The following is a 22621-nucleotide window of genomic DNA, read 5'->3' as shown; positions in this document are numbered from 1 at the left end:
CATATCAATAAAAAGTTAAGATGATATACAGGAATTAATTTTACCAATTTCTACACAGCGTTTAGCTAATATGAGAATTGGATCAACATATTTCTGTGGAGCTCCTACCTTTTCTGCTAAGATAGGCAGTTCAGTACACCCTAAAATTATAGGTATATCCTTATTTTCAATATATCGATTTATGAGATTTTCAATTTCCATAGGATCTACATCAAATTTTGAAGATTTAACATCATATATCCAATCCATAATTGCCTGTTGATCTACATCATTAGGCTCTATTATATTTAAATTAAATTTTTCAAATATATTTTTATAGATACCAGATTTATACGTACCCTTTGTCGCTAGAAGAAAATAATCCTTATGCCCAAATTCTTCTTTTAGATAAGTCGCCGTTTCATATACCATATTCAATATCTTTACCTTGCTATGTTCAACAATGTCATTATAAAAATAATGAGCTGTGTTACATGGTATTGCTATATAGTCTGCTCCCATCATTTCTAACTTCAATATAGACCTTATCATTTCTGTAATAGGATTTTCTCCTGAACCAAAAATATAAGCTGTTCTATCAGGTATTTCCACATTGCTATCAATTATAATATGCAAATGTTCTTGATCTCTATCTGCGGGTGTAAGATCAATAATTTTTTTAAATAAATCACAAGTAGCAGCAGGGCCCATCCCTCCCATTATTCCAAGAATCATTTTAATCACCTCAATTTAATAAGCTAATAACTTATATATGCAAATTATATGCCACTAAATAATTACTTTAAATTTCAAGTACTTGTGAATATTAATTTAATTTTAGGGTAACATTTTATCCTATTATCTAACCCATTTCCCCTTAAAATTTGATTTACCTTTCTTGACATAAAGATTCTACTTTTTAGTTATTTGCCAAAACTTTATATTAATAAATAAAGTCTAGAGTATAGTTCTTTAGAATTTCTTCAGAAACACTATAATCTAGACTCTCAGAATCTATTTTATTCAAATTGAATATCAGAATATGGCGTAGGATCATTTGTTATATCATTAAAATGCCACCATTCATAATCATAGCTTCAAATCCAACGCTTTCCATTACATCCCTTAAATACTCTGCATTCTTTTTAGCCATTGGTGGTATTTTATCACATTTTAAGCCTGCCATTTCAGTGAAATCATCAAACTCAGTAGGCATCTCAATTTCATTATCATCTAAGTCCAATAAGGTTATGTCCACACTCATTCCATTCATATGACTATATTCAAAATCTATTGGCTTGCTCATATCTGGTGGTGTAGCAACTAAATTATTATCTGGAATAATCTCATACATTAACCTTTGTGCACTTATAGGCCTATATACATCCCAAACCTTCACTTTGTATCCATCACGTTTAAATATTTCTTTTGCTTTAATTAGCAATTTAGCTGTATCTTTATTTATATAGCACTCACTGCTATTATAAATCTTTTTTTGTGTGAAATTATCACTAGTTGCATATTTTAAATCAATAACAAACTCATCATCTAGGTCTAATAATCTAACCAAACTATCTCTATCATTCATCCTTATTCCTCCCCATTATTCCGAGAATTATTTTATAACCTTAATATAATAAACCTATTAACTGTATATGCAAACTATATGCCATGAGATAAACAGTCAATTTTCAAGGATCGACAAGCACCTAAGTTATTTTAGGGTAAAATTCCTTCCCGTTGTCTAGCCTGTTTCCCTTTAAATTTATTATTATCTCTGAATATATGGGTCACTTATTTAATATTATTTATTGAAGACATTAGCTTGTAGCCCTTTTCTGTTAGTACCGTACCTTTCCTTCCAGTATTAGTTTCAACTAAACCAAGAACTTCAGCACTATTTAACAAGCTTCTAATTTTTCCTTCTGTTAAGTCTATATCTTCTTCCTTAGCAAGCTCTGCTAAATATCTTCTCCCCAATCCATTAAAATTCATTATTTTTCTAAGAATCCATATTGTATTGTTTCCTAAGATATCTATCAATATAGAACCCTCTAACTTATCAGAGCTATGTGCAATGTATTCTGGAAGTTCTCTTATACTTAATTTTCTATCTTTTCTCCAAACATTGGCTATATACTCCATAGCATTTTCTAGCTGTCTGATATTACCAGGCCAATCATATTCATGTAATAAGTTTATAGCATCTGTTTCTAATGCATGCTCTATATTACTGATTTTTCCACTACTATATCTCTGCAAAAATAAATTTGCTAATACTAATATATCTTGCTTTCTCTCTCTTAAACTTAACATTCTAACTGGCAAAACATTTAGTCTATAATATAAATCTGCTCTAAAATTACCTTTTCTAACTTCAGATGCTAAATCCTTATTAGTTGCAGCAATTAATCTAACATTTATAGGTATCTCCTTAAGCCCTCCAACTCTCCTAACTTGCCTTTCTTGTATAACTCTTAATAGTCTGCATTGGAAATCTAAAGAAGCATCTCCTATTTCATCAAGAAAAATAGTTCCACCATGGGCTTCTTCAAAAAGTCCCCTTTTACCACCCTTCATTGCTCCTGTAAAAGACCCCTCTTCATAACCAAAAAGCTCGCTCTCTATTAAACTGGTTGACATCGAAGCAAAATTGACTGGTACAAATGGTCCCGAAGCTCTATGAGATGCTGAGTGAATAGACTGGGCAAACAATTCTTTTCCTGTGCCACTTTCCCCTTGTATCAAAATAGTAGAATCTGTAAGAGCAAAAGACTTGACCTTATCTATTAAATCCTTCATATTGCTGCTTTTATAAAAAATATCATCAAATGTATAATAATTTGTTCTAATAGCATTTTCTGAAGTTCTTCTACGTATTTCATGCTCATTTTTTTCAATCTCTTCACTTTTTTCAAAAGTATATATAATTCCATCTTCACTGCCCTTACCTTCTATAACATTTGATGTAACGAAGAGTTCCTTATTATGAATTCTGATAATATCTACTTCATCATGACCATTTATTTTTAATATTTGAGGTAATATATCTTTAATATTTTTTCCAACAATATCATCATAGGAACATTTTAAAATATTACACATTTCCTGATTACTTACTATAACATCACCAGATTTATTGATATATATAATAGCTTTTGCCAAGCAATTAGCAACTGTTTCTAATCTGCTACTGATAATTCTCATATCTTTGGCTGTATCATTTATTCTATTTAGTAAATTTATTATATGGTTTACATATTGAGAAGAGAGCCTGTCCCCTAAAGCTTTCATCAGTCCCAACCTATTAGCTATATCAACTACAGTTACTATATCAATCTGGCGAGTTCCTATATTGATTACTTTCTTTACACCAAAGGGAACAAGATGAGGTTCCCCAACTGTGACAGAAATATCTAGCTCTGGATAGGAAGCTATGCCCGGATAATAAGGATAATACTTTATATAATTCACTCCTAGAGCTTGTAATTGAACCATTGCTTCATGGCTGGATTCTGGTCTATCATTAACTAATAAAACTTCTGTCCCTCTAGGTAAGTTTAACAATTCTGATATATACCGATGATTTATTACCCTCTGCGCTACAATATATTCTAAACCATTATCTATTAAATCTTGTATTCTTTTATCCATAGTATTAGGAGATGAAAGAACAACCAATGCATTTGTAGGATCAAAATCTAAATCATCTTCCAGACAATAAGATTTAACCTCAGTATATTCACCAAAAATATTTTCAAGCTGAATAGCCAAATTAATGGAAGTTACTTTCCCAGGAGTAATCATTATAATTTTCTTCATTTATTTACCTACCTTCCATATAGTAATAGTGACAAATAGTTAAAATTTAATCATAATTTGCCAATATTATATAACAAAATATTAAAAAAGAAAAATGAAAAAAGGCCTTTATCTAGGCGTTTGCGAATTAGGAAATCATTTTTTGGAATTCACTTATCTCAAGTTCATATTAAAAAGATTAAAAAAAGTAAGAATCTTCCTATATACATAAAATAAGCTAGGTCAGTTATGACCTAGCTCATTTACTTAAGGGTTTATACTAAAAACACCTCTATTATTTTCAAAATACCATCTCCCTTCTTCTATACTAACCGGTTAATTATATTCTCTCATTTATCATATAAAAATGATATAGAGAGAATAATTATAATAGTTTTTTACCATATACTATTTTTCTAACCGTCTCTTGACTTAAATAATACTTCTCTGACAGCTTACTAATAGAAATACCCTTCTGAAATAATTTAATGATATCTTTATTCCTCTTTTCAATAGCTTCCTTGGAGCCTGTCAACTGACCCCAGCTTACCCTGCTGCTTGCTTTAGGTATATATATCAGCCCTCCGTCAATATGCTTTTGCACCTCTTCTAACAGATGAGGTGGTAATAATTCTGCTGCATTTTTGTAACTCAAATATCTGTACCCCCCATAAAAAAGTATTAGATCGACAAATGTGGTTTACACATTTCTTCATAATACCCACCTCCCTTAATATATTTGTTTTAATATCATTTATATATTTTAATAATGACTTCTATAATAATTTTTCCATTCTAATTTCTCCTCTGCCTTCGGCTCTAACATATCCTAAACTTTCATATAGATTAATACCTCTATGATTTTCTACATCACAGGCTAAAAAACTTCTTTTTGCTCCATTTTGTTTACCCCATTTAATAGCATATGTTAGCAATAAGCGACCTATTCCCTTACCTTGATATTGAGGGTCTACAGCTACTTCCCTTATCCATAGCACTATTCCCTTATCACTTTCAAATCCATATAAGTTAACACAGCATATGCCTTCTATCTTTCCTTCCATTTCTGCTGCAAAAATACAGGAATTGCTAGATTCATTCCATTCTTTAATCCATTCATCATCTTCACCTGTAAATCCTCTAGAATATCCTATACAATTTCTAGTCACCTGACCTGCTATACTATATTCATCTTCTTTTAACCTCCGTATATTAGAAGTATCATGTTCATCTATAGAAATAACCTGTATATCTCTATTCCAGAAATCAACAAACTCTGCTATAACTCTAAAGCCTTTTTTCTCTAAAAAACTAATAAATTCCTCTGGAATAAATTTTATATGTACCTTTTTTCCAGAGATCTTATTCTCCTCTATTAATATTTCAAGATTATTTAATCCTGTCATAAATCCCTCTTTAGAATCTGCTGCCCAAAACAATTGTATTGTTTCATCTAGTTCCTTATATAAAAGAATGCTAGTCTCATCTTGATATATTACTTTAGCATCTTTTATATCCTCCTCGTCTATATATTCTAAAGAAGTATATTTATATTTTTTATCTATAATATTATTAATGTTTTCCACTTTTATCCCCCCATCCCATTGCCATACTAAGCAGATAACCTAATTTTATCATTTATCTTATAAGAATAATATAGAAAAAACAATTATAATAATTTTTACCCTTGAATTTAAAAAACTTGGTACAATTATAAAATCTATTTTATAATTGTACCAAGTTAATATAGTTCATAGTTTACTTAATAGTTTCTAAACTTATTTTTAAATTGCCCTGCTCATCACATGAAACTATGACATCATCCTTATCCTTCAAATCTCCTCTAATAATCATTCTGCCAATTTCTGTTTCAAGATATTTTTGCAAGAATCTTTTAACTGGTCTTGCTCCATATTGGATAGAATAAGCTCTATTTAGGATAAGGTCTTTTGCCTCATCTGTTAGCTCTACGGATATTTGTCTATCTTCTAGGCGAGAGCTAATTTCTTCTATTTGAAGATCTATTATCTTAAATATCTCATCTCTTTGCAATGGTTTGAACATTACGATTTCATCCACACGATTTAAAAATTCTGGTCTAAACATTCTTCTCATTTCATTCATTACTTTATCTTTTGCCGATTCATCTATGCTTCCATCTGGTCTTATACCTTCAAGTAGATATGACGAACCTATATTAGAAGTCATTATGATAACCGTATTTTTGAAATCAACTGTTCTACCTTGGTTGTCAGTTAATCTCCCATCATCTAATACTTGAAGCAATATGTTGAATACATCTGGATGAGCCTTTTCTATTTCATCAAATAAAATCACTGAATAAGGCTTTCTCCTTACGGCTTCTGTTAATTGTCCTCCTTCATCATAACCTACATATCCCGGAGGTGCTCCTATAAGTCTTGATATAGAATGCTTTTCCATATACTCAGACATATCTATCCTTATCATATTTCTTTCATCATCAAATAAAGATGAAGTTAGAGCCTTTGATAACTCTGTTTTTCCTACTCCTGTTGGGCCCAAAAATATGAAAGAACCTATAGGCCTGTTTAACTGTTTCATTCCAGCCCTTGCCCTAATTACAGCATCCACTACAGATTCCACTGCTTCATCTTGACCTATTACTTTTTTATGAAGAATTTCACCCAATGACAGAAGCTTCTCTCTTTCTGTCTCAACTAATTTTGACACTGGTATTCCAGTCCATTTAGCCACAACTTCTGCTATTTCTTCTTCTGTAACCTCTTCCTTTAGCATCCTCTCATCTTTTTCATTCTTTTCATTTGCCTCTTGTAATTTTTTCTCTAATTCTACTAAAGTTCCATATTTTAATTGAGATAGTTTTTCTAAATCATATTTTCTCTCTGCCTCTTCTATTTGTCTCTTTACTCTATCTATTTCTTCTTTAGCTTCTTTGACCTTCGATATGCTCTTTTTCTCATCTTCCCATTGAGCTTTCATAATATCATAATTTTCTTTGAAATTTGATAATTCTTTTTCCAGCTTTTCTAGTCTTATTTTAGATCCTTCATCAGTTTCTTTCTTTAATGCTGATTTTTCTATCTCCAATTGAAGTATTCGCCTTCTTGTTTCATCAAGCTCTACAGGCATAGAATCTATCTCGGTTCTTATCATAGCTGAAGCTTCATCCATCAAATCTATCGCCTTATCAGGCAAAAACCTATCAGATATATATCTATCAGAAAGAGTTGCTGCTGCTATTACAGCACCGTCAGATATCCTTATTCCATGATGTATCTCATATTTTTCTTTAAGTCCTCGAAGTATTGATATAGTATCCTCCACTGTTGGCTCTGTAACTAATACCTTTTGAAATCTTCTCTCTAATGCTGCATCTTTTTCGATATATTGCCTATATTCATCTAAGGTTGTAGCCCCTATGGTATGAACCTCTCCCCTTGCTAACATAGGCTTTAGAAGATTAGATGCATCCATTGCCCCATCAGTTCTACCAGCACCTACTATATTGTGTAACTCGTCTATAAACATTATTATTCGACCATCTGATTTTTCTATTTCAGATAGCACTGCTTTTAATCTTTCTTCAAATTCTCCCCTATATTTTGCACCAGCTATTAAAGCTCCCATGTCTAGAGCAAATATCGTTTTATCTTTTAGTCCTTCTGGTACATCTCCATTGACTATCCTTTGGGCTAATCCCTCTACTATGGCTGTCTTACCTACTCCCGGGTCTCCTATTAAAACTGGATTGTTTTTAGTTCTTCTAGATAATATCCTAATTACATTTCGTATTTCACCATCTCTACCTATAACTGGATCAATTTTTCCAGTTTTAGCTTCTTCTACTAAATCTCTGCCAAACCTAGTCAATGCTTCATAGGTAGCTTCTGGATTGTCAGAGGTAATATTTTGATTTCCTCTTATTTTTTTCAAAGCTTCCAAAAATCTTTGCAAGTTGATATTATATTTAATAAATATTCGCTCTGAAGCTGTTGCCTTTTCCTTAAGGAGTGATATATAAATATGCTCGACTCCTACATATTCATCTCCAAATTTCTTGGCCTCTTCTTCAGAATTCAATAGAACTTTGGTATATATCCTACTAGGGTATATAGATCCTCCACCGCCAGATTGTTTTGGTAGTTTATCTATTTCTCTCTCTACATCCATTCTAATTAACTCTGGATTTTCTCCCATATAAGATAAGACTTTTGGGATTAATCCATCATTTTGTGTCACTAGGCCATAATGAATATGGATTTCTTCTAGTTGTGGATTTCCATTTTTTATGGCCATGTTTTGTGAATTTTGCACTGCTTCTAAAGATTTTTGCGTGAATTTGTTTAAATCCATATTTCTCCCTCCAATTTTATCAATTATCAGTTAACAATTAACAGTTAACAATGTTTAATCAATTGTCAATTAACGATTAATAGCCAAAACCACTTACTCAATTAGAAAACATCAGAATCAATTAAATTTTTTAAAAAATATTGAGCTTTTAATGTTTTAATTGTTATTTGTTATTTGTTAACTGTTCTTTGTTAATTGTTCTTTGCTTCGATTGATATTTCCTTTAATTTCTCATACAGTTTAATTTCCTCTTCTGTAAGGCTTGGTGGATTTATTATATTTATTTCTATATATAAATCTCCCTTATTTCCTTTCATATCTATATACCCTTTTCTTGGTATTCTAATTTTTTTGCCAGATGAAATGGATTTAGGAATATCCACTTTAATTTTTCCATCTAGGGTAGACACTACTACTTTATCTCCAAGAGCAGCCTGCCATGGAAACAAATCCAACTTTGATACTATATCTAATCCATCAAGTCTATTTTTTCCATCCTCTATAAGGTTTATCTTAAATAAAACATCTCCCTTTATTCCCCATTTTTCACCTTTAACCTTCAATTTTTTCCCGGGCAATATTCCTTTTGGGATATTTATTGACATGGATTTATTTTCTCCACCTATATTAATAGTAATATTCTTAGTCCCTCCATGATAACCTTCCTCTAAGGTAATATTTAATTCTGACTCATAGGATGGAACTTCTTTTCTTGTATTTTTTCTACCTCCACCAAATAAGTTTCCTAAGTCAAAGCCACCTGTTCTCCCACTAGTCCTTTGATTCCCTCCTCCTCCAAAGAACATATTAAAGAAATCACTAAAATCTCCTCCAGATGTGGTATAAGTGTAACTATAGCCATTTCCAAAGTTATCAAACCCATACTGAGATGGGTCAAAATTCTGTCCGTTGGTGAAGTTATATCCAGAGCCAAAAGTATCATATCTTTTCTTTTTTTCTTCATCACCTAATACTTCATACGCTTCATTTATTTCCTTAAATCGTTCTTGAGCTTTAGGATCGTTTGGATTTAAGTCTGGATGATATTTCTTAGCTAATTTTCTATATACCTTTTTTATTTCATCCTGAGATGAGTTTTTTTCTACTCCCAGTATTTTATAATAATCCTTATATTCCATAAAATCTGCTCCCTTTTTATAATTAAATAGTCAAATTCATTTGACCTTCTTTGACCTTTAATTTAATTATACCTATTTTGTTTAAAAAAATCAATATAATATCTATTAATATAACTCATTAATCTTTGCCCTTTTCTATGCAATTTTTTTTCTTTAAAATATTGCACAATTAGTTCATCTAATTCTTGACTTACCTTTAGCATTTTTTCATAGTTTTTAGATTCCATCGTCTGATGTAAATGTTCCCTTAATTCATCAATTCTATTCTTCATTTCCTTCCCCCCGATAAAGTTTATTATATTTATTATATAATAAGACCTATGTGCAATACAATGTTTTTTGTGCATATAGGCAATAATATTTATATGCTATTAGCCAATTTAGTTAAATCGAAGAAATGTATACAGTATTATTGAGGTGGCAAAAATGGATGAAACTAAAAAGACGTTAAATTATAAAGATGTGGGACTGAGAATTAGATTGGAAAGAGAAAAATTAGGACTATCTAGGGAAAAATTTGCTGAAATAACTGGATTGTCGTCATTTTATATCGGTCAACTTGAAAGAGGAGATCGTAAAATGAGTGTCGATACATTAGTAAACATATCCAATGTTTTAAATGTATCAGTAGATTATCTTCTATATGGGTATACCTATTATATGGAGAATATATGTATTTCAGAGGCTTTTGATGATATTTACAAAGAGTCCATTGATGATGAATTAAAGGAATTGCTGAATGTCCTAAAAGGTAGTTCTAAAGAACAACTATCTCTTATAAAAGATGTTTGTAAACTTATTTTACCTTCTATTAGAAAATAACTATCAAAATGTTAAACAAAAATAAGAGATTATAATATCTCTTTTATTTGTTTACACTATGAAATTAATAGTTATTATTAAAATTCATAAATACATACAACATTAGTTTGAATATTTCAATCTTCTTTGGCCTTTGAGTTAACTAGAATCTTTTTTAGGGAAAAATCAATATTTTTCTTAATTTATATGATAATTTTCTTATTCTTGTGATTCTGTCTCTTCCTTATAATATTTAATAATAAGTTGATCTAATTCTTCGCTTATTTCGATTATATTTTCGTGTGCCATTTCTTTAGACTGCATCTCTTTATATAATTTTTCCCTAATTTTATTTATTTTTCTTTTCATTTTCTTCCTCCTATATGCACTGATATTATTAACATTATACGGCAAAGTATATGTACGTACAATACCTTTTATTATATTTTAACAAATATTTTCTAAAACAAAAAAGACAAAAATACAACTTTCCTATTCATTATAAAACAACCTGTATCTTTTCTCAAAATACAGGTTGTTTTATGTCTTTTATTTATTTTATATATTTATCTATAATATTTATTATTTCTTCTATCTTTTCTTCACCTTGTTCCTCACCTTCTAAGATTGCAGTTGCTACACAGGACCTTATATGTCCATTTAATATATCTATATTTGCTTTCTTCAGAAGTCCGATAGCAGATAGGATCTGTGTAGAAACATCTACACAGTACCTATCATCTTCTAGCATTTTTATTATGCCATCTATTTGTCCTCTAGCAGTCTTTAACTTAGCTGCTGCTCTTTTTTTACCTTCACTCATGGAATCACTACTTTCTACCTTATTTCTATTAGCTCATATCCTGCATCCTCTATAGCTCCTTTTATGAGGATGTCATTTAGACCTTCTCCTTCAACCTCTACTTTTTTAGTTACAAGATCTACCTCTACCTTTGATACTCCATCTAATTCTCCTAATGCATTTTTCACTGCCCTTTCACAATGTCCACAGGACATACCTTCTACTAATAATGTTTTTTTCATCTTTCTTTCCTCCCATTTTAATCAATTTTCAATTAACAATTAACGATTAACAATGCCTAATCAATCAACAGTTAAAAATTAGAAATCTTTCTTATTGTCTTTTAATTGTTCTTTGTTCTCTAATAATTGTTATTTAAACTTCTTAAGTCTTAGTGAGTTTGTAACTACAGAAACTGAACTAAATGCCATAGCTGCACCTGCTATCATTGGATCTAGAAATCCTAATGCTGCAAAAGGTATCCCTAAACTATTATAGAAAAATGCCCAAAATAAATTTTGCCTTATGGTCCTCATAGTTTTATGGCTAAGTCTTATAGCTGTGACTACTCCAGATAAATCTCCTCTCATCAAAGTAATATCTGCTGCTTCCATAGCCACATCTGTTCCTGTCCCTATTGCAAATCCTACATCTGCTGCTGCTAAAGCCGGAGCATCATTGATTCCATCTCCAACCATTCCTACATGTTTACCTTTTGATTTAATTTCTTCTACTACCTCTGCTTTGTTTTCTGGCAATACTTCTGCCAATACATTTGTTATACCTACTTCCTTAGCTATAGCTTGTGCTGTTCTCTCATTATCTCCTGTTATCATATATACATCTAAGCCCATAGATTTTAACTCTTCTATAGCTTTCTTTGATGTCTCCTTGATTTGGTCTGCTACTGCTATTATACCAGATAATTTATTGTCCAAAGATAATAACATTGCAGTTTTTCCTTCTTCTTCTAATTTTAATAGAGTATCTTCTCCGTTTGTTATAGAAATATTATTATCAACCATTAGCCTTCTATTACCAACAAGAACTTCTTTTCCTTCAAAGGTAGCTCTAAGTCCCTTACCTGGAACTGCCATAAATTTTTCAGGCTCTGATAATCTCAATAACTCTTCTTCACCCTTTTTTACTATGGATTGCCCTAGAGGATGTTCTGAAGTTTTTTCTACTGATGCGGCTATCCTGAGAATCTCATCTCTATCTACATCATTAAAAGAAATGATATCTGTTACCTCTGGCTCGCCTTTAGTTATTGTACCCGTTTTATCAAATACTATTGTATCCATTTTATGAGCTCTCTCTAGATGCTCTCCTGATTTAATCAGTATCCCATTTTCAGCACCCTTACCTGTTCCTACCATAATAGCCGTAGGTGTAGCTAAACCTAAAGCACATGGGCAAGCTATAACTAAAACTGCAACTGCGTTTATAAGTCCTATATTAAAATTTCCTCCTATAAGATAGAATCCTAAGAACGTTGCCAAAGCAATGACTACAACTATTGGAACAAATATACCTGATATTTTATCTGCCAGTCTTTGAACCGGAGCCTTTGAACCTTGAGCATCTTCAACAAGTTTAATTATTTGAGACAACAACGTATCCTTACCTATCTTGGTTGCTCTAAACTTAAATGTACCAAATTTATTTATAGTAGCTCCTATTACTTCATCGTCTATAGCTTTATCTATTGGAATACTTTCCCCTGTAATCATGGATTCGTCTACGGCTGAATTTCCTTCAACAATAATTCCATCTACTGGAACTCTTTCTCCTGGTCTAACTACTATAATGTCTCCAATCTCTACCTTTTCTATAGGTATATCCATTTCTACTCCATCTTTTATAATTCTTGCTGTCTTAGGCTGCAGGCCCATTAATTTTTTTATTGCCTCTGAGGTTTTTCCCTTTGCAACCGCTTCAAAAGTTTTACCTAATAGTATTAATGTTATAATAACTGCGGAAGCTTCAAAATAATATTCATTAACTCCTATTATAAGATTATATATACTATAAAAATAGGCTGCCGAGGTTCCCATGGATACTAAAACATCCATATTGGCTCCTCCACCTCTTAAAGAATTATACGCTCCTTTATAAAACCTATAACCTATGAGAAATTGCACAGGGGTTGCAAGAATTAATTGGAACCATCCATCAGTTAAAATAGTATGGATTCCGGCCATATGAAAGAACATGGCTGAAAATAAAGGTAGGCTAAGTGCTGCCGAAAAGATGAAGGAAGTCTTAAGAGATTTGATTTCCTTTTCTCTCATCTCCTTTTCCCTATCTAAGTCTCCTTCTACCTCTAGCTCCGCCTTATATCCTGCTTTTTCTACAGCTTTAATTAAAATATCTTCATCTATTACACCAGATGGATATTCTATTGTGGCTTTATTAGTAGATAAATTTACAGTAGCTTTAACTACTCCCTCTAGCTTATTTAATACCTTTTCTACCCTAGTGGAACAAGCTGCACAAGTCATACCTTCTACAATTAAAGTTTTTTTAACTAAGGGAACTTCATACCCTGTTTTTTCTATAGTTTTAATTAAATCCTCTGGCTTGACCTTATCTGTATCAAATTCAATAGCCGCTTTATTAGCCAGTAGATTTACTGTGGCAGAAATTACTCCCTCTCGTTTTGATAGGGCCTTCTCTACCCTAGTAGAACAAGCCGCACAGGTCATACCTACTACATCTATACTTATTTTTTTGGCTGTCATTATATCACTCCTTAACCTCTTTACCCCCTCCCCTGGGGGGCGTATACTTATATTATATGCCTCTATATCTATTTTGTCAATAAAATTTTAAAATGTCATTGATAAATAGATATAGACCTCTGAAATTATAATTTTCAGAGGTCTTCTAAGTATAACCAATACAAGCATAAGCCAGCCATTGAATATACCCAATAGATAAACTATTTCATTTTTCTAATATATTGCTTGTTTCTCTTTCTTTAAGCTAACTTGTGGTTCCGATGGCAACTTGAATAGTGGAATAAATCTATCAAAACCTGTCAATGTAAGAATTAACATTGAAGCCACAGCTACTATTGCCATATAATTATATTTAATAATGTCTAATGCATTAAACTCGTGTAGAGGATAAACTGCCATACATATCGCTACATAAAATCCCATATAGCAATGCCAAGGAATAAGCTGAGATCCAAATACTCCCATTGCATCTGAAAATGCTGAATTTCTTAATCTAAGTTTATACATATCTTCCTCAGATGCTTCCACATTTTCATCGGTCATTTCCTTTATTATTGGTCCTATTGTTACTATTTGAGCCATTTCATCAGCTAAGGCAGCATTACCAATTAGACAAAGAACACCATTATAGAACATTAGCTGTTTAACTGATTTAGAAATCTTAAGTACAAATTTAGATATTGGTTCAAATGCTTTAATACTACTCATAATACCACCAAAAGCACCTATCCAAAGCATCATAACTACAGACCAGCTACCTGCAGATTCAAATCCAGCTTGAACTAATTCTAAAAAACTATTCAGAGATTGTACAGTACCGGCAGCTAATCCAAAAATCAGTGCAGAGATAATTCCAATACCTAGACAGATCATTGTAGGGACACCCTTAAATGCTATAGCTATTACAAGAAACATCGGTATAACCATGTAATAAGGAACTCCTGATTTTACCTGTTCTAACAATGTAACTGCAGCAGGTCTAACTTCTGCCAGTCTTTCAAATACATCAGCTGGTATGGAATTAATAGCTTCAGCTGCACTACCTACTGTATTAGGTAAACCCATTGAAAGACTAACTAAATATATTATTATTCCAGATACCAATAGCACCAAACCTGACCAAACCCCTTGATGCCTGACTCTATCCGTTACAGTAACTTTTTGCAAGCCTGAACTAACAACTGTAGTATCTGAAATTAATCCAATATTATCTCCAAAACATGACCCTCCAGCTATGGCAGCCGTTGTAAGTAAAATATTGCCTCCTACTATATGATTAAGCCATAAAAATACAGGAGCACAAGATGCAAAGGTCCCCCAAGAGGTTCCCGTAGCTATGGACAATAGTGATGTAACTGCAAATCCAACTACAGCAACTGTCTTGGCAGTAACTCCTAGTTTCAGGGAAATTATTATAATAGAAGCTCCAACTCCCGTGGCCATAAAGGTTTCTGCTACTGCATATGCAAACATTAGAATAAAGAATACAAGAATCATTTCCTTTACAGCCTTGAAACCATTTTCCATTATTTCATCATATCTATGTTTTTCAGTAAAACCAGCCATTAATCCAGCATAAATTGTAGCTAATGGAGCTGCTATCACCAAGTCCATACCCGATATCATTAAACCAGCTAGTAAAAATATAGGTGTTAATTTAACAATTGCCATTATATAACCTCCTTATAATTTAAGCTTGTTAATATACGACCAATTTTCCAAATCTTCTGAAATTTCTAGCTGTAAAATAAGGTTTCATTAGTATCCTCCTGAAACCTTATATATGATGTCCATTCCGTATCCAACTTTAATTCTATAATATCCTGCCAAATTCTTATCAGTAACTTCATCCCCTGTATATATTAAAAGAGGCCTCCCTTTTAAATCTACTATTTTAGAATTAGGAGATATTATTAAAATATTATCTTTTCCAAGCTTTTCTAGTACCCTATAACTTATCTGTTGATTTCCTCTTCCCAAAAGGTATCCTTGACCACCTGTTGGAGTGATGATTAGCTTTCCTTTTTTATCATCCAAGATATCTAAAATGTCTCTTTCATTGCAATCTAGTTTAATTATGGTCTTATCCTTAATTATATCTACTCCCAATAAAGTATTAGGTAAATTTAATTCATCCATAATAGTTCTAGTAGTTGTACCTGGACCTATTAAATAATATATCTCCTTTTTCATATTATCTATAATATCTAATGCTATTACCCTTTGACTTACTTCTTCCTCTAAAGGAGTTGGCGCTTTTTTATTCTGCAATAATTCTTTTTTATAAGGCACCTTCAAATATCCAAAGAGTTGTGTTTTTACTTGATTATTTCTAAATAATTCTTCGTCTATATCAATAACTTCTTCCTCTTTTGTATGAAAGCTGCCATTACTCAAATACATCAAAGCTAATTTCCCTGCTAATTCTGGTGTATTCCCATAGACAGGCGAGTAAATCTTTACTCCTGCTGGGATACCTAATGCAGTTACTCTATCCTCTACAGCCTCGTAAACATTCCTAGCAGTACCATCCCCACCTACAAAGATAATCAGTTCAACACCCCTTTCTTCCATTATTTTAGCCGACTTTAAGGTATCTGAAAAATCAGTTATACTATTGGTTTTATGAACTATCTCGTAATTAAAATCTAAGGCTTTACACTGGTTCTCACCCATATCAAAAGAAGAAGTTAAGATTAATAATTCTTCTTTAATAGGCACTAATTTTTCTAAAGCCTTAACCGCCTTACTAGGGGCTTCTTTCACAGCCCCTAGCTCTATTGCCATATCTAAAATCTCTCTACCATCCGTCCCTTTTAGTCCAACTCTACCACCCATTCCAGCTACTGGATTTATAATTAGACCAATGGTTTTCATACTATCACATCCAATTTAGTTTGCTTTTGCCTTTCTAAGATAAACTCTCCAAGTTGGGCACCATTTTTCTGGGTCATCTAAGCTAGATTCATCTACTTGATGAATAGTGCTATTATGTGGAGCATCATGGATTGTTTCTGGATTCTCATAAGCTTCATTGAATATATGGTGTAATGTCGATGCATACTCATCTAAATCTTCCTTAGAAGGCGATTCTGTTGGTTCCAATGTAAGTGGTTCAGGAATGTAATATGGGTGATGACTTGACCAGATATGCATCCCAAAATCCATTACTCTACGAGCTACATCTCCAGAAGTAATTCCTGTATCTTCGGTTATCGTCTCTATAGTATATCTAGTCTGTTCTATTCTTTGTGTATCTAGTCTATAAGGAAGTGTTATCCCTTTGTGTTTTAGTAATTTTTTAATTAAATAAGCATTGTTAAGTGATGCTATTTTAGCAACCTCATAAAGCCCTTCAGCTCCTAAACTCATTATCCAAGCATATGCCTTAAGAACAACCTGTGGTGTACCATAGAAGGCTTTTACTTTTCCAATGCTATTTTTTAAATTATAGTCTAAAAAGTATTTCTCTCCATCATAATCTATTAATGGCTTTGGCAGATGGTCCCTTAGCTCTTTTATTACCCCTATTGCTCCAGAACCTGGTCCTCCACATCCATGAGGTGTTCCGAAGGATTTATGGAGATTAAAATAGCACATGTGAAATCCTGCTTCCCTTGCTCTAGCTATACCAAAAAGTCCATTAGCATTGGCTTGATCATAACAATTTAATCCCCCAGCCTTAGTTACCAAATCTGTGAATTCCTTTACCCTTGGATTGAATATTCCAGTATCTTCAGGATTAGCTACAACAAATGCAGCTGTCCTCTCACTAACTGCCGCCTTAAAAGCTTCATAATCAGGATGTCCGTTCTCATCAGCCATAATTGTGATTATCTTATATCCCTTTAAAGCTGGAGCTGCTGCATCGGAAGGATGGGAATACACTGTGGTTATTATCTCATCCCTTTTATGTTCTTCGCCTCTTAGTCTATGGTACATTCTAACAATAGAAGCCATAGTCATAGTAGCCTGAGAACCTCCACCGGGTTGGAAACTGAAATAATCCATACCTGAAATTTCTCTCATAATCACATCTGTTTTATAGATTACTTCCAATATGCCTTGAACTGTACTTTCATCCTGTAGAGGATGTAAATCTATCATCTTTTCAGTATTGGCAATTTTATCATTGATCTTAGGATTATATTTTACAGTACAAGTTCCTTGACCAATTTCCACATTTATATCTCCACCTAGAGTTTCTTGAGAAAGTCTTAAATAATGCATTAAAACTCTTTTCTGGTTTATTTCTGGTAAATTAGGCAGACCATTTCTTCTCATAGATAAGGGTAATTTAGATAATCCATCTCCTACTTGATTAACTATAGCTTCTTCTGCCTTAGGAACCAAGACTCCCCTTTCACCCCTACGGCTTAGCTCAAATATTATGGGCTCATTCCACCTTGCTTGGTGAAAATCTCTAACCTTAGAGTTTCTATTTATTCGCTTCATTTAATCAATCCTTTCTATAGATTATCCTTCTACGATTTTTCTAATAGCATTTACTAAAGTATCTATATCTTCTTTTAAATGAACTTCGGTAACACAGTATAAAGCTGATTGACCTAATTCAGGGAACTCCTCAGATAAGTCCTTCCCACCAAATATACTTTCATTTAGTAATTCCTTATTTATTTCCTTTATTGTTTTACCAGTATCATTAAAATCAACTATGAATTCTTTAAATCCAATATTATTAAATCTCGAGCCTTTAACGCCCTTAATCTTAGATAATTCTTCAATAGCATATAAAGACTTTTGTATAATATTTTGTCCTAACTCAAACATTCCGTTAGGTCCCATTAAAGATAAGTAAACTCCAGCAGTAATACCAAGTAAAGCTGTTTGAGTACCTACATATTCCTTACCCTTCTCCCTGAGGTTTCCAAATGAAGTCCTATCATAGGCTATATCTCCAAATCCGTATTCTCCTTCCTTCACAGTTGGGGCTACACCAAATAATCTAGATGGATATTCCATTACAAATTCCTCTTCATCTCTAGTAGAAATAAATCCTGATTGTCCCCCGCCATAATTCATGTGCATACCTAAAGGTTGAAGATCCCCGCATATAATATCCGCACCATAGGATGATGGTGGAGCTATGACTCCTAAACTACTTGGATCAACTCCAACTACTGATATTGCACCAGCTTCATGAGCTATTTTAGAAATTTCAGCTCCTTGATCTTCAATGAAGCCTAAATATGATGGATTTTCAAAGTATACCGCTGCAGTATTATCAGAGATTTTTCTTTTCAAATCCCATAAATCCATTTTTCCAGTTTCTCTATCATAATCAATTAAAGTAATTTTAACTCCTGGATCACAATAATTTTTTATTATCATTAACCTATCAGCACTTATAGTTCCTACTACTAAGGCCTCAGACCTTTTAGTCATCCTTGAAGCCATTCTAAGAGATGTGGCTGCTGCCTGCGGCCAGTCAAATGTGGGAACACTTACCACATCCATATCAAGTAATTCAGCTAATAAAGATTCATACTCAAATAATGCTTGAAATCTACCATGATCGTTGTAGGGTTCTCCAGCATAAGCAGTTAAAAACTCAGACCTACTATTTACCTCATCACATACAGCTGGTACGTAATGTTGCCAGCATCCTGCTCCGAGAAAATTTAAATATTCCTTAGATGATACATTTTTCTTTAAAACCTTATCTATAGCTCTTTTTAATTCATACTCCGATTCAAAAGGTTTTGGCAAATTCAAAGGTCTTTTTAGCTTTAACTCTTCTGGTATCTCAACATGTAAATCATCTAAAGATTTCAACCCTATTTCTTCTAACATTTCTTGTTGAACTTCCAAATCTGAGTTTGGAATATATGGATGATTTTTAAATCCACGTATTGTCATACTTCTACCTCCTAACTTTTATTATGCAATTCCACCGCCATCAACAACTAATGCAGTTCCTGTTATCCAAGTTGACAAGTCACTACATAGGAATAGTACTGCCTTTGCAATGTCCAGAGGTTCTCCTAACCTTTCTAAGGGTCTTCCCTTAGCTGACTCTACAAGGAAAGCATCTATTTCTGTTTCTCCAAGTTGTCTTCCCTCATCTCTTAGCATTGCTGTGTCAGTATCTCCTGGATTTATAGAATTAACTCTAATATTCTGTGGTCCATGATCAATTGCCATAGCACGAGTTAGGTTCACTATTCCACCCTTTACAGCACAGTATGCTGCTGCTTTGTCTCCACCCTTTAATCCCCATCCAGATCCAGTATTGATTATACTTCCTCCACCATTTTTAGCCATAATAGGTATAGTGTATTTAGAAAGTAGGTATGTACCTTTGAGACCTACATCAATGACAAAATTCCACTCTTTTTCTGTTAAGTCTACAACCGTCTTTCTAACTGTGACCCCTGCATTGTTAAATAATATGTCAATTCTACCCAGTTCTTTTTCTACAAATTCAATAGTGCTTTTGCAGTCTTCATTATTAGTCACATCGCATTTCTTGAAAGTAGCAAAATTGCCCTCATTAGTAATTTCCTCAACTGCCATATCTCCTTTTTCTTGATTAATATCAAGTAATACAACTTTTGCTCCATATTCAGCTAATAATTTACCCGTCCCTAATCCAATACCAGAAGCTCCACCAGAAACAATCGCTACTTTGCCCTCTAAGTTTAATGGATTTTTCATAATTATCCCCTTTCTAATTGATTTTGGATACATTCTAACATTTTTTAATGCATAAATTGTGCCAAAATATGAAGTAGGAAATATATTATACTGAATTCTCATTTTTTCAGACTTCTTATAATTTTATAATTACTTTATCAAGGTAATATGATATAATTAATCTGTCTTGATTGACAAATACGGCAATTTGTTTGCCAAACATGGCAGGTGGTTTAATGTGATTAACTTAAAGAATTTAAAACCTAACTTAGGAAATATAGTATCCACAATGGCTAATTTGACTAATATGGAATATGCTATATTTAATACTAATGCTGAATTAGTAAGCAGCACAAAAGTTTATTTACAAAGAAAAGGCAGAAATGTTCATTCTGCTTCAATAGAAGAGGTTTTAAATCAAGGTAATGTAATCGTCAACAAACCGGGATCAATGATGTCCTGTATAGGATGCAGATTTGTCAATAATTGTCCTTCAACTATAGAAATTCTATCTTGTATAAAGTTAGATGGAGAGCCTATAGGAGTAATAAGCCTCACTTCCTTCTCTCAAGAAGGGCATAATATGATTGAAGAAAACATTCGTGATTATATGGATATATTAGAATATATCTCCAATTTAATATCAATGTTTGCCTTTAACGAAAGCTCAAAAAAAGATACTCAAATTTTACATAAGGTAATTGATAAAATCGTCAAAGAAATAGAATATAACTATCTTATAGTGGATAACAGAGGCCTATTGATTTATTGGGATAAAGGCATTCAAGATTTATTTTCCTATTGCGACCTTTATACTCAAGCTATAGATCTTATGTTTCCCAAAGATATTACTAATTGGATATTTACTGGAGCCAGACAGGGAAAAAAACATTGTGTTATGGAAGGTTTTCAAGGAATTTTACATTCAACTCCTTTGAAGATTGAAGGTGAAATAGTAGCTTATATTTTAAAATTAGAAAGAGATAAAAATAATTCTAAGATATCTATGCATGAAAATTATCTTGACTCTATCCTTTCTAAGGATTCTGAAATGAAAAATATAAAAGAAAAGATAAAGAAGATTGCCAATTCATCTTCTTCAGTTTTAATAACTGGTGACACTGGCACAGGAAAAGAAATGGTAGCAAAAGCTATCCACTATACAAGCAATAGATCTAATCATCCCTTTGTTCCAATAAACTGTGCCAATATACCAGAATCCCTCTTTGAATCTGAACTCTTTGGTTATGAAGAGGGGGCTTTTACTGGTGCTAAGAAAGGTGGTAAATTAGGTATATTTGAAATGGCCAATGGCGGAACCATATTTTTAGATGAGATTGGTGAACTTCCTTTACATTTGCAAGCAAAGTTACTTAGAGTCCTTCAAGAAAATTCTATACAAAGATTAGGTAGTATTATGCCCATTCCAGTAGATATCAGAGTAATAGCCGCTACCAATCAAGATTTAGAATCTATGATGGATGAAAATACCTTTAGAGCTGATTTATTCTATAGATTAAATGTAATACCAATTCATTTACCTTCATTAAAGGAACGATTAGCAGACATAGACATACTTATAGACCATTTTATAGATAAATATAATGGAAGGCTAATGAAAAATATCAATAATATTTCCAAAGAAGCTATAGATATTATGAGATTATATCCATGGCCTGGAAATATAAGAGAACTGGAAAATGCCATAGAATATGCAATGAATATAGAGGACACAGAAACCATTCAGCTCAGTAATCTCCCCAATAAAGTAATAAAGTCAGCAAATAAAAAAAGTAATTTAAAAGAATCAATAGCACTAGAAGAAGCAAATTTAATTACAAATACTTTAGATAAGTATGGCTGGAATTTAAAGGGAAAGGAAAAAGCATCAAATGAATTAGGCATTAGTGTTAGAACTCTATACAGAAAGTTAAAAGAATTAGGGCTTTAAAACTTACATTCCATAATAAAGTTATTGCATTTATCAAGAAAATACATTATACTATTAATGTTGATGTTGATAATGATAATGATTATCATTATAATTTATTTTACATAATTGGAAGGATGATATTTATGGGTACTTTATCTTTAGTTTCTTTAAAGCCTAATGAATGCGGAAGAGTTAAAGAAATTTCAGGATGCTGCAAAGCCAAAAAAAGATTATATGAACTTGGTCTTCATAAAAACGCATGTGTTAGGGTTATTAAAAATGATTTTGGCCCTCTTATTATCAATTTATCTGGTAACAAATTGGCTCTAGGCCGTGGATTAGCTTGTCATGTTATAGTCGAGCGTTAATTTTTTATCGTTTATTGATAATGATTATCATTATTTAAAGG

20 protein-coding genes are annotated in these 22621 nt (G+C 32.4%); 3 read left to right on the top strand and 17 right to left on the bottom strand.

The annotated features are described in order from the left end of the window. Window positions 1-15: 15 nt before the first annotated feature. The 8 genes from CIW83_RS01090 to CIW83_RS01055 all read right to left on the bottom strand — a co-directional run bounded on the left by CIW83_RS01090 (window position 16) and on the right by CIW83_RS01055 (window position 9547). On the bottom strand, window positions 16-714 hold the full coding sequence (locus tag CIW83_RS01090) for an aspartate/glutamate racemase family protein (protein WP_094898829.1): 699 nt from the start codon (window positions 712-714) through the stop codon (window positions 16-18). Window positions 715-1039: 325 nt separating this feature from the next. After that, a complete protein-coding gene (locus tag CIW83_RS01085) occupies window positions 1040-1567 on the bottom strand; it encodes a M15 family metallopeptidase (RefSeq protein ID WP_094898828.1) in 528 nt (175 codons plus the stop codon). A gap of 206 nt (window positions 1568-1773) precedes the next feature. Next, entirely contained in the window at window positions 1774-3801 is a 2028-nt protein-coding gene (locus CIW83_RS01080; protein WP_094898827.1) for a sigma-54-dependent Fis family transcriptional regulator, read from the bottom strand. A 364-nt stretch (window positions 3802-4165) separates the two neighbouring features. Beyond that, window positions 4166-4435, bottom strand: a complete 270-nt coding sequence (locus CIW83_RS01075; protein WP_094898826.1) for a CD3324 family protein — start codon at window positions 4433-4435, stop codon at window positions 4166-4168. Between the two features lie 121 nt (window positions 4436-4556). Beyond that, entirely contained in the window at window positions 4557-5366 is an 810-nt protein-coding gene (locus tag CIW83_RS01070) for a GNAT family N-acetyltransferase (protein ID WP_094898825.1), read from the bottom strand. A 172-nt stretch (window positions 5367-5538) separates the two neighbouring features. Further along, window positions 5539-8136 (bottom strand): ATP-dependent chaperone ClpB, encoded by a 2598-nt coding sequence (clpB, locus tag CIW83_RS01065; RefSeq protein ID WP_094898824.1) that lies wholly within the window; start codon window positions 8134-8136, stop codon window positions 5539-5541. 191 nt (window positions 8137-8327) lie between these two features. Next, window positions 8328-9275: a DnaJ C-terminal domain-containing protein gene (locus CIW83_RS01060; protein ID WP_094898823.1), complete on the bottom strand. Its 948-nt coding sequence runs from the start codon at window positions 9273-9275 to the stop codon at window positions 8328-8330. Between the two features lie 62 nt (window positions 9276-9337). Next, window positions 9338-9547: an aspartyl-phosphate phosphatase Spo0E family protein gene (locus CIW83_RS01055; RefSeq protein WP_143598496.1), complete on the bottom strand. Its 210-nt coding sequence runs from the start codon at window positions 9545-9547 to the stop codon at window positions 9338-9340. 154 nt (window positions 9548-9701) lie between these two features. Between CIW83_RS01055 and CIW83_RS01050 the strand changes: the two genes are divergently transcribed. Further along, on the top strand, window positions 9702-10097 hold the full coding sequence (locus CIW83_RS01050) for a helix-turn-helix domain-containing protein (protein WP_094898821.1): 396 nt from the start codon (window positions 9702-9704) through the stop codon (window positions 10095-10097). A gap of 198 nt (window positions 10098-10295) precedes the next feature. On the opposite strand, the gene CIW83_RS01045 is transcribed toward CIW83_RS01050, so the two are convergent. From CIW83_RS01045 to CIW83_RS01005, 9 genes are all read right to left on the bottom strand, one after another. Further along, window positions 10296-10445 carry an aspartyl-phosphate phosphatase Spo0E family protein gene (locus CIW83_RS01045; protein ID WP_094898820.1) on the bottom strand — a complete coding sequence of 50 codons (150 nt, stop codon included), beginning with the start codon at window positions 10443-10445 and terminating at the stop codon, window positions 10296-10298. Between the two features lie 184 nt (window positions 10446-10629). Then, a complete protein-coding gene (locus tag CIW83_RS01040) occupies window positions 10630-10899 on the bottom strand; it encodes a metal-sensing transcriptional repressor (RefSeq protein WP_094898819.1) in 270 nt (89 codons plus the stop codon). Between the two features lie 14 nt (window positions 10900-10913). After that, window positions 10914-11120, bottom strand: coding sequence for a heavy-metal-associated domain-containing protein (locus CIW83_RS01035; protein WP_094898818.1), 207 nt, complete (start codon window positions 11118-11120; stop codon window positions 10914-10916). A 129-nt stretch (window positions 11121-11249) separates the two neighbouring features. After that, window positions 11250-13622 (bottom strand): heavy metal translocating P-type ATPase, encoded by a 2373-nt coding sequence (locus tag CIW83_RS01030; RefSeq protein WP_094898817.1) that lies wholly within the window; start codon window positions 13620-13622, stop codon window positions 11250-11252. Window positions 13623-13835: 213 nt separating this feature from the next. Then, window positions 13836-15293 carry a Na+/H+ antiporter NhaC family protein gene (locus CIW83_RS01025; protein WP_094898816.1) on the bottom strand — a complete coding sequence of 486 codons (1458 nt, stop codon included), beginning with the start codon at window positions 15291-15293 and terminating at the stop codon, window positions 13836-13838. Between the two features lie 87 nt (window positions 15294-15380). After that, window positions 15381-16499, bottom strand: coding sequence for an ATP-NAD kinase family protein (locus tag CIW83_RS01020; protein WP_094898815.1), 1119 nt, complete (start codon window positions 16497-16499; stop codon window positions 15381-15383). A gap of 15 nt (window positions 16500-16514) precedes the next feature. After that, a complete protein-coding gene (gene gcvPB / locus CIW83_RS01015) occupies window positions 16515-18077 on the bottom strand; it encodes an aminomethyl-transferring glycine dehydrogenase subunit GcvPB (protein WP_094898814.1) in 1563 nt (520 codons plus the stop codon). A 21-nt stretch (window positions 18078-18098) separates the two neighbouring features. Then, a complete protein-coding gene (gene gcvPA / locus CIW83_RS01010; protein ID WP_094898813.1) occupies window positions 18099-19502 on the bottom strand; it encodes an aminomethyl-transferring glycine dehydrogenase subunit GcvPA in 1404 nt (467 codons plus the stop codon). Between the two features lie 21 nt (window positions 19503-19523). Continuing rightward, window positions 19524-20300, bottom strand: coding sequence for an SDR family NAD(P)-dependent oxidoreductase (locus CIW83_RS01005; protein WP_094898907.1), 777 nt, complete (start codon window positions 20298-20300; stop codon window positions 19524-19526). Window positions 20301-20517: 217 nt separating this feature from the next. On the opposite strand from CIW83_RS01005, the gene CIW83_RS01000 reads away from it, so the two are divergent. Together CIW83_RS01000 and CIW83_RS00995 are read left to right on the top strand one after the other, a co-directional pair. After that, a complete protein-coding gene (locus tag CIW83_RS01000; RefSeq protein ID WP_094898812.1) occupies window positions 20518-22230 on the top strand; it encodes a sigma-54-dependent Fis family transcriptional regulator in 1713 nt (570 codons plus the stop codon). A 125-nt stretch (window positions 22231-22355) separates the two neighbouring features. Then, window positions 22356-22580, top strand: a complete 225-nt coding sequence (locus tag CIW83_RS00995) for a ferrous iron transport protein A (RefSeq protein WP_094898811.1) — start codon at window positions 22356-22358, stop codon at window positions 22578-22580. Window positions 22581-22621: the final 41 nt, after the last annotated feature.

This window comes from Tissierella sp. P1 (genome assembly GCF_002266425.1).
Taxonomy (GTDB): Bacteria; Bacillota; Clostridia; order Tissierellales; family Tissierellaceae; genus Tissierella; species Tissierella carlieri.
The sequence above is the reverse complement of the archived record's forward strand: the minus strand, read 5'-3'. Positions and strand labels throughout refer to the sequence as shown.

Excerpts from the sequence above, each read along its gene's own strand:
- CIW83_RS01090 (WP_094898829.1), bottom strand. The coding sequence starts at position 714 with ATGATTCTTGGAATAATGGGAGGGATGGGCCCTGCTGCTACTTGTGAT.
- CIW83_RS01085 (WP_094898828.1), bottom strand. The coding sequence starts at position 1,567 with ATGAATGATAGAGATAGTTTGGTTAGATTATTAGACCTAGATGATGAG.
- CIW83_RS01080 (WP_094898827.1), bottom strand. The coding sequence starts at position 3,801 with ATGAAGAAAATTATAATGATTACTCCTGGGAAAGTAACTTCCATTAAT.
- clpB (WP_094898824.1), bottom strand. The coding sequence starts at position 8,136 with ATGGATTTAAACAAATTCACGCAAAAATCTTTAGAAGCAGTGCAAAAT.
- CIW83_RS01060 (WP_094898823.1), bottom strand. The coding sequence starts at position 9,275 with ATGGAATATAAGGATTATTATAAAATACTGGGAGTAGAAAAAAACTCA.
- CIW83_RS01055 (WP_143598496.1), bottom strand. The coding sequence starts at position 9,547 with ATGAAGAATAGAATTGATGAATTAAGGGAACATTTACATCAGACGATG.
- CIW83_RS01050 (WP_094898821.1), top strand. The coding sequence starts at position 9,702 with ATGGATGAAACTAAAAAGACGTTAAATTATAAAGATGTGGGACTGAGA.
- CIW83_RS01045 (WP_094898820.1), bottom strand. The coding sequence starts at position 10,445 with ATGAAAAGAAAAATAAATAAAATTAGGGAAAAATTATATAAAGAGATG.
- CIW83_RS01040 (WP_094898819.1), bottom strand. The coding sequence starts at position 10,899 with ATGAGTGAAGGTAAAAAAAGAGCAGCAGCTAAGTTAAAGACTGCTAGA.
- CIW83_RS01035 (WP_094898818.1), bottom strand. The coding sequence starts at position 11,120 with ATGAAAAAAACATTATTAGTAGAAGGTATGTCCTGTGGACATTGTGAA.
- CIW83_RS01030 (WP_094898817.1), bottom strand. The coding sequence starts at position 13,622 with ATGACAGCCAAAAAAATAAGTATAGATGTAGTAGGTATGACCTGTGCG.
- CIW83_RS01025 (WP_094898816.1), bottom strand. The coding sequence starts at position 15,293 with ATGGCAATTGTTAAATTAACACCTATATTTTTACTAGCTGGTTTAATG.
- CIW83_RS01020 (WP_094898815.1), bottom strand. The coding sequence starts at position 16,499 with ATGAAAACCATTGGTCTAATTATAAATCCAGTAGCTGGAATGGGTGGT.
- gcvPB (WP_094898814.1), bottom strand. The coding sequence starts at position 18,077 with ATGAAGCGAATAAATAGAAACTCTAAGGTTAGAGATTTTCACCAAGCA.
- gcvPA (WP_094898813.1), bottom strand. The coding sequence starts at position 19,502 with ATGACAATACGTGGATTTAAAAATCATCCATATATTCCAAACTCAGAT.
- CIW83_RS01005 (WP_094898907.1), bottom strand. The coding sequence starts at position 20,300 with ATGAAAAATCCATTAAACTTAGAGGGCAAAGTAGCGATTGTTTCTGGT.
- CIW83_RS00995 (WP_094898811.1), top strand. The coding sequence starts at position 22,356 with ATGGGTACTTTATCTTTAGTTTCTTTAAAGCCTAATGAATGCGGAAGA.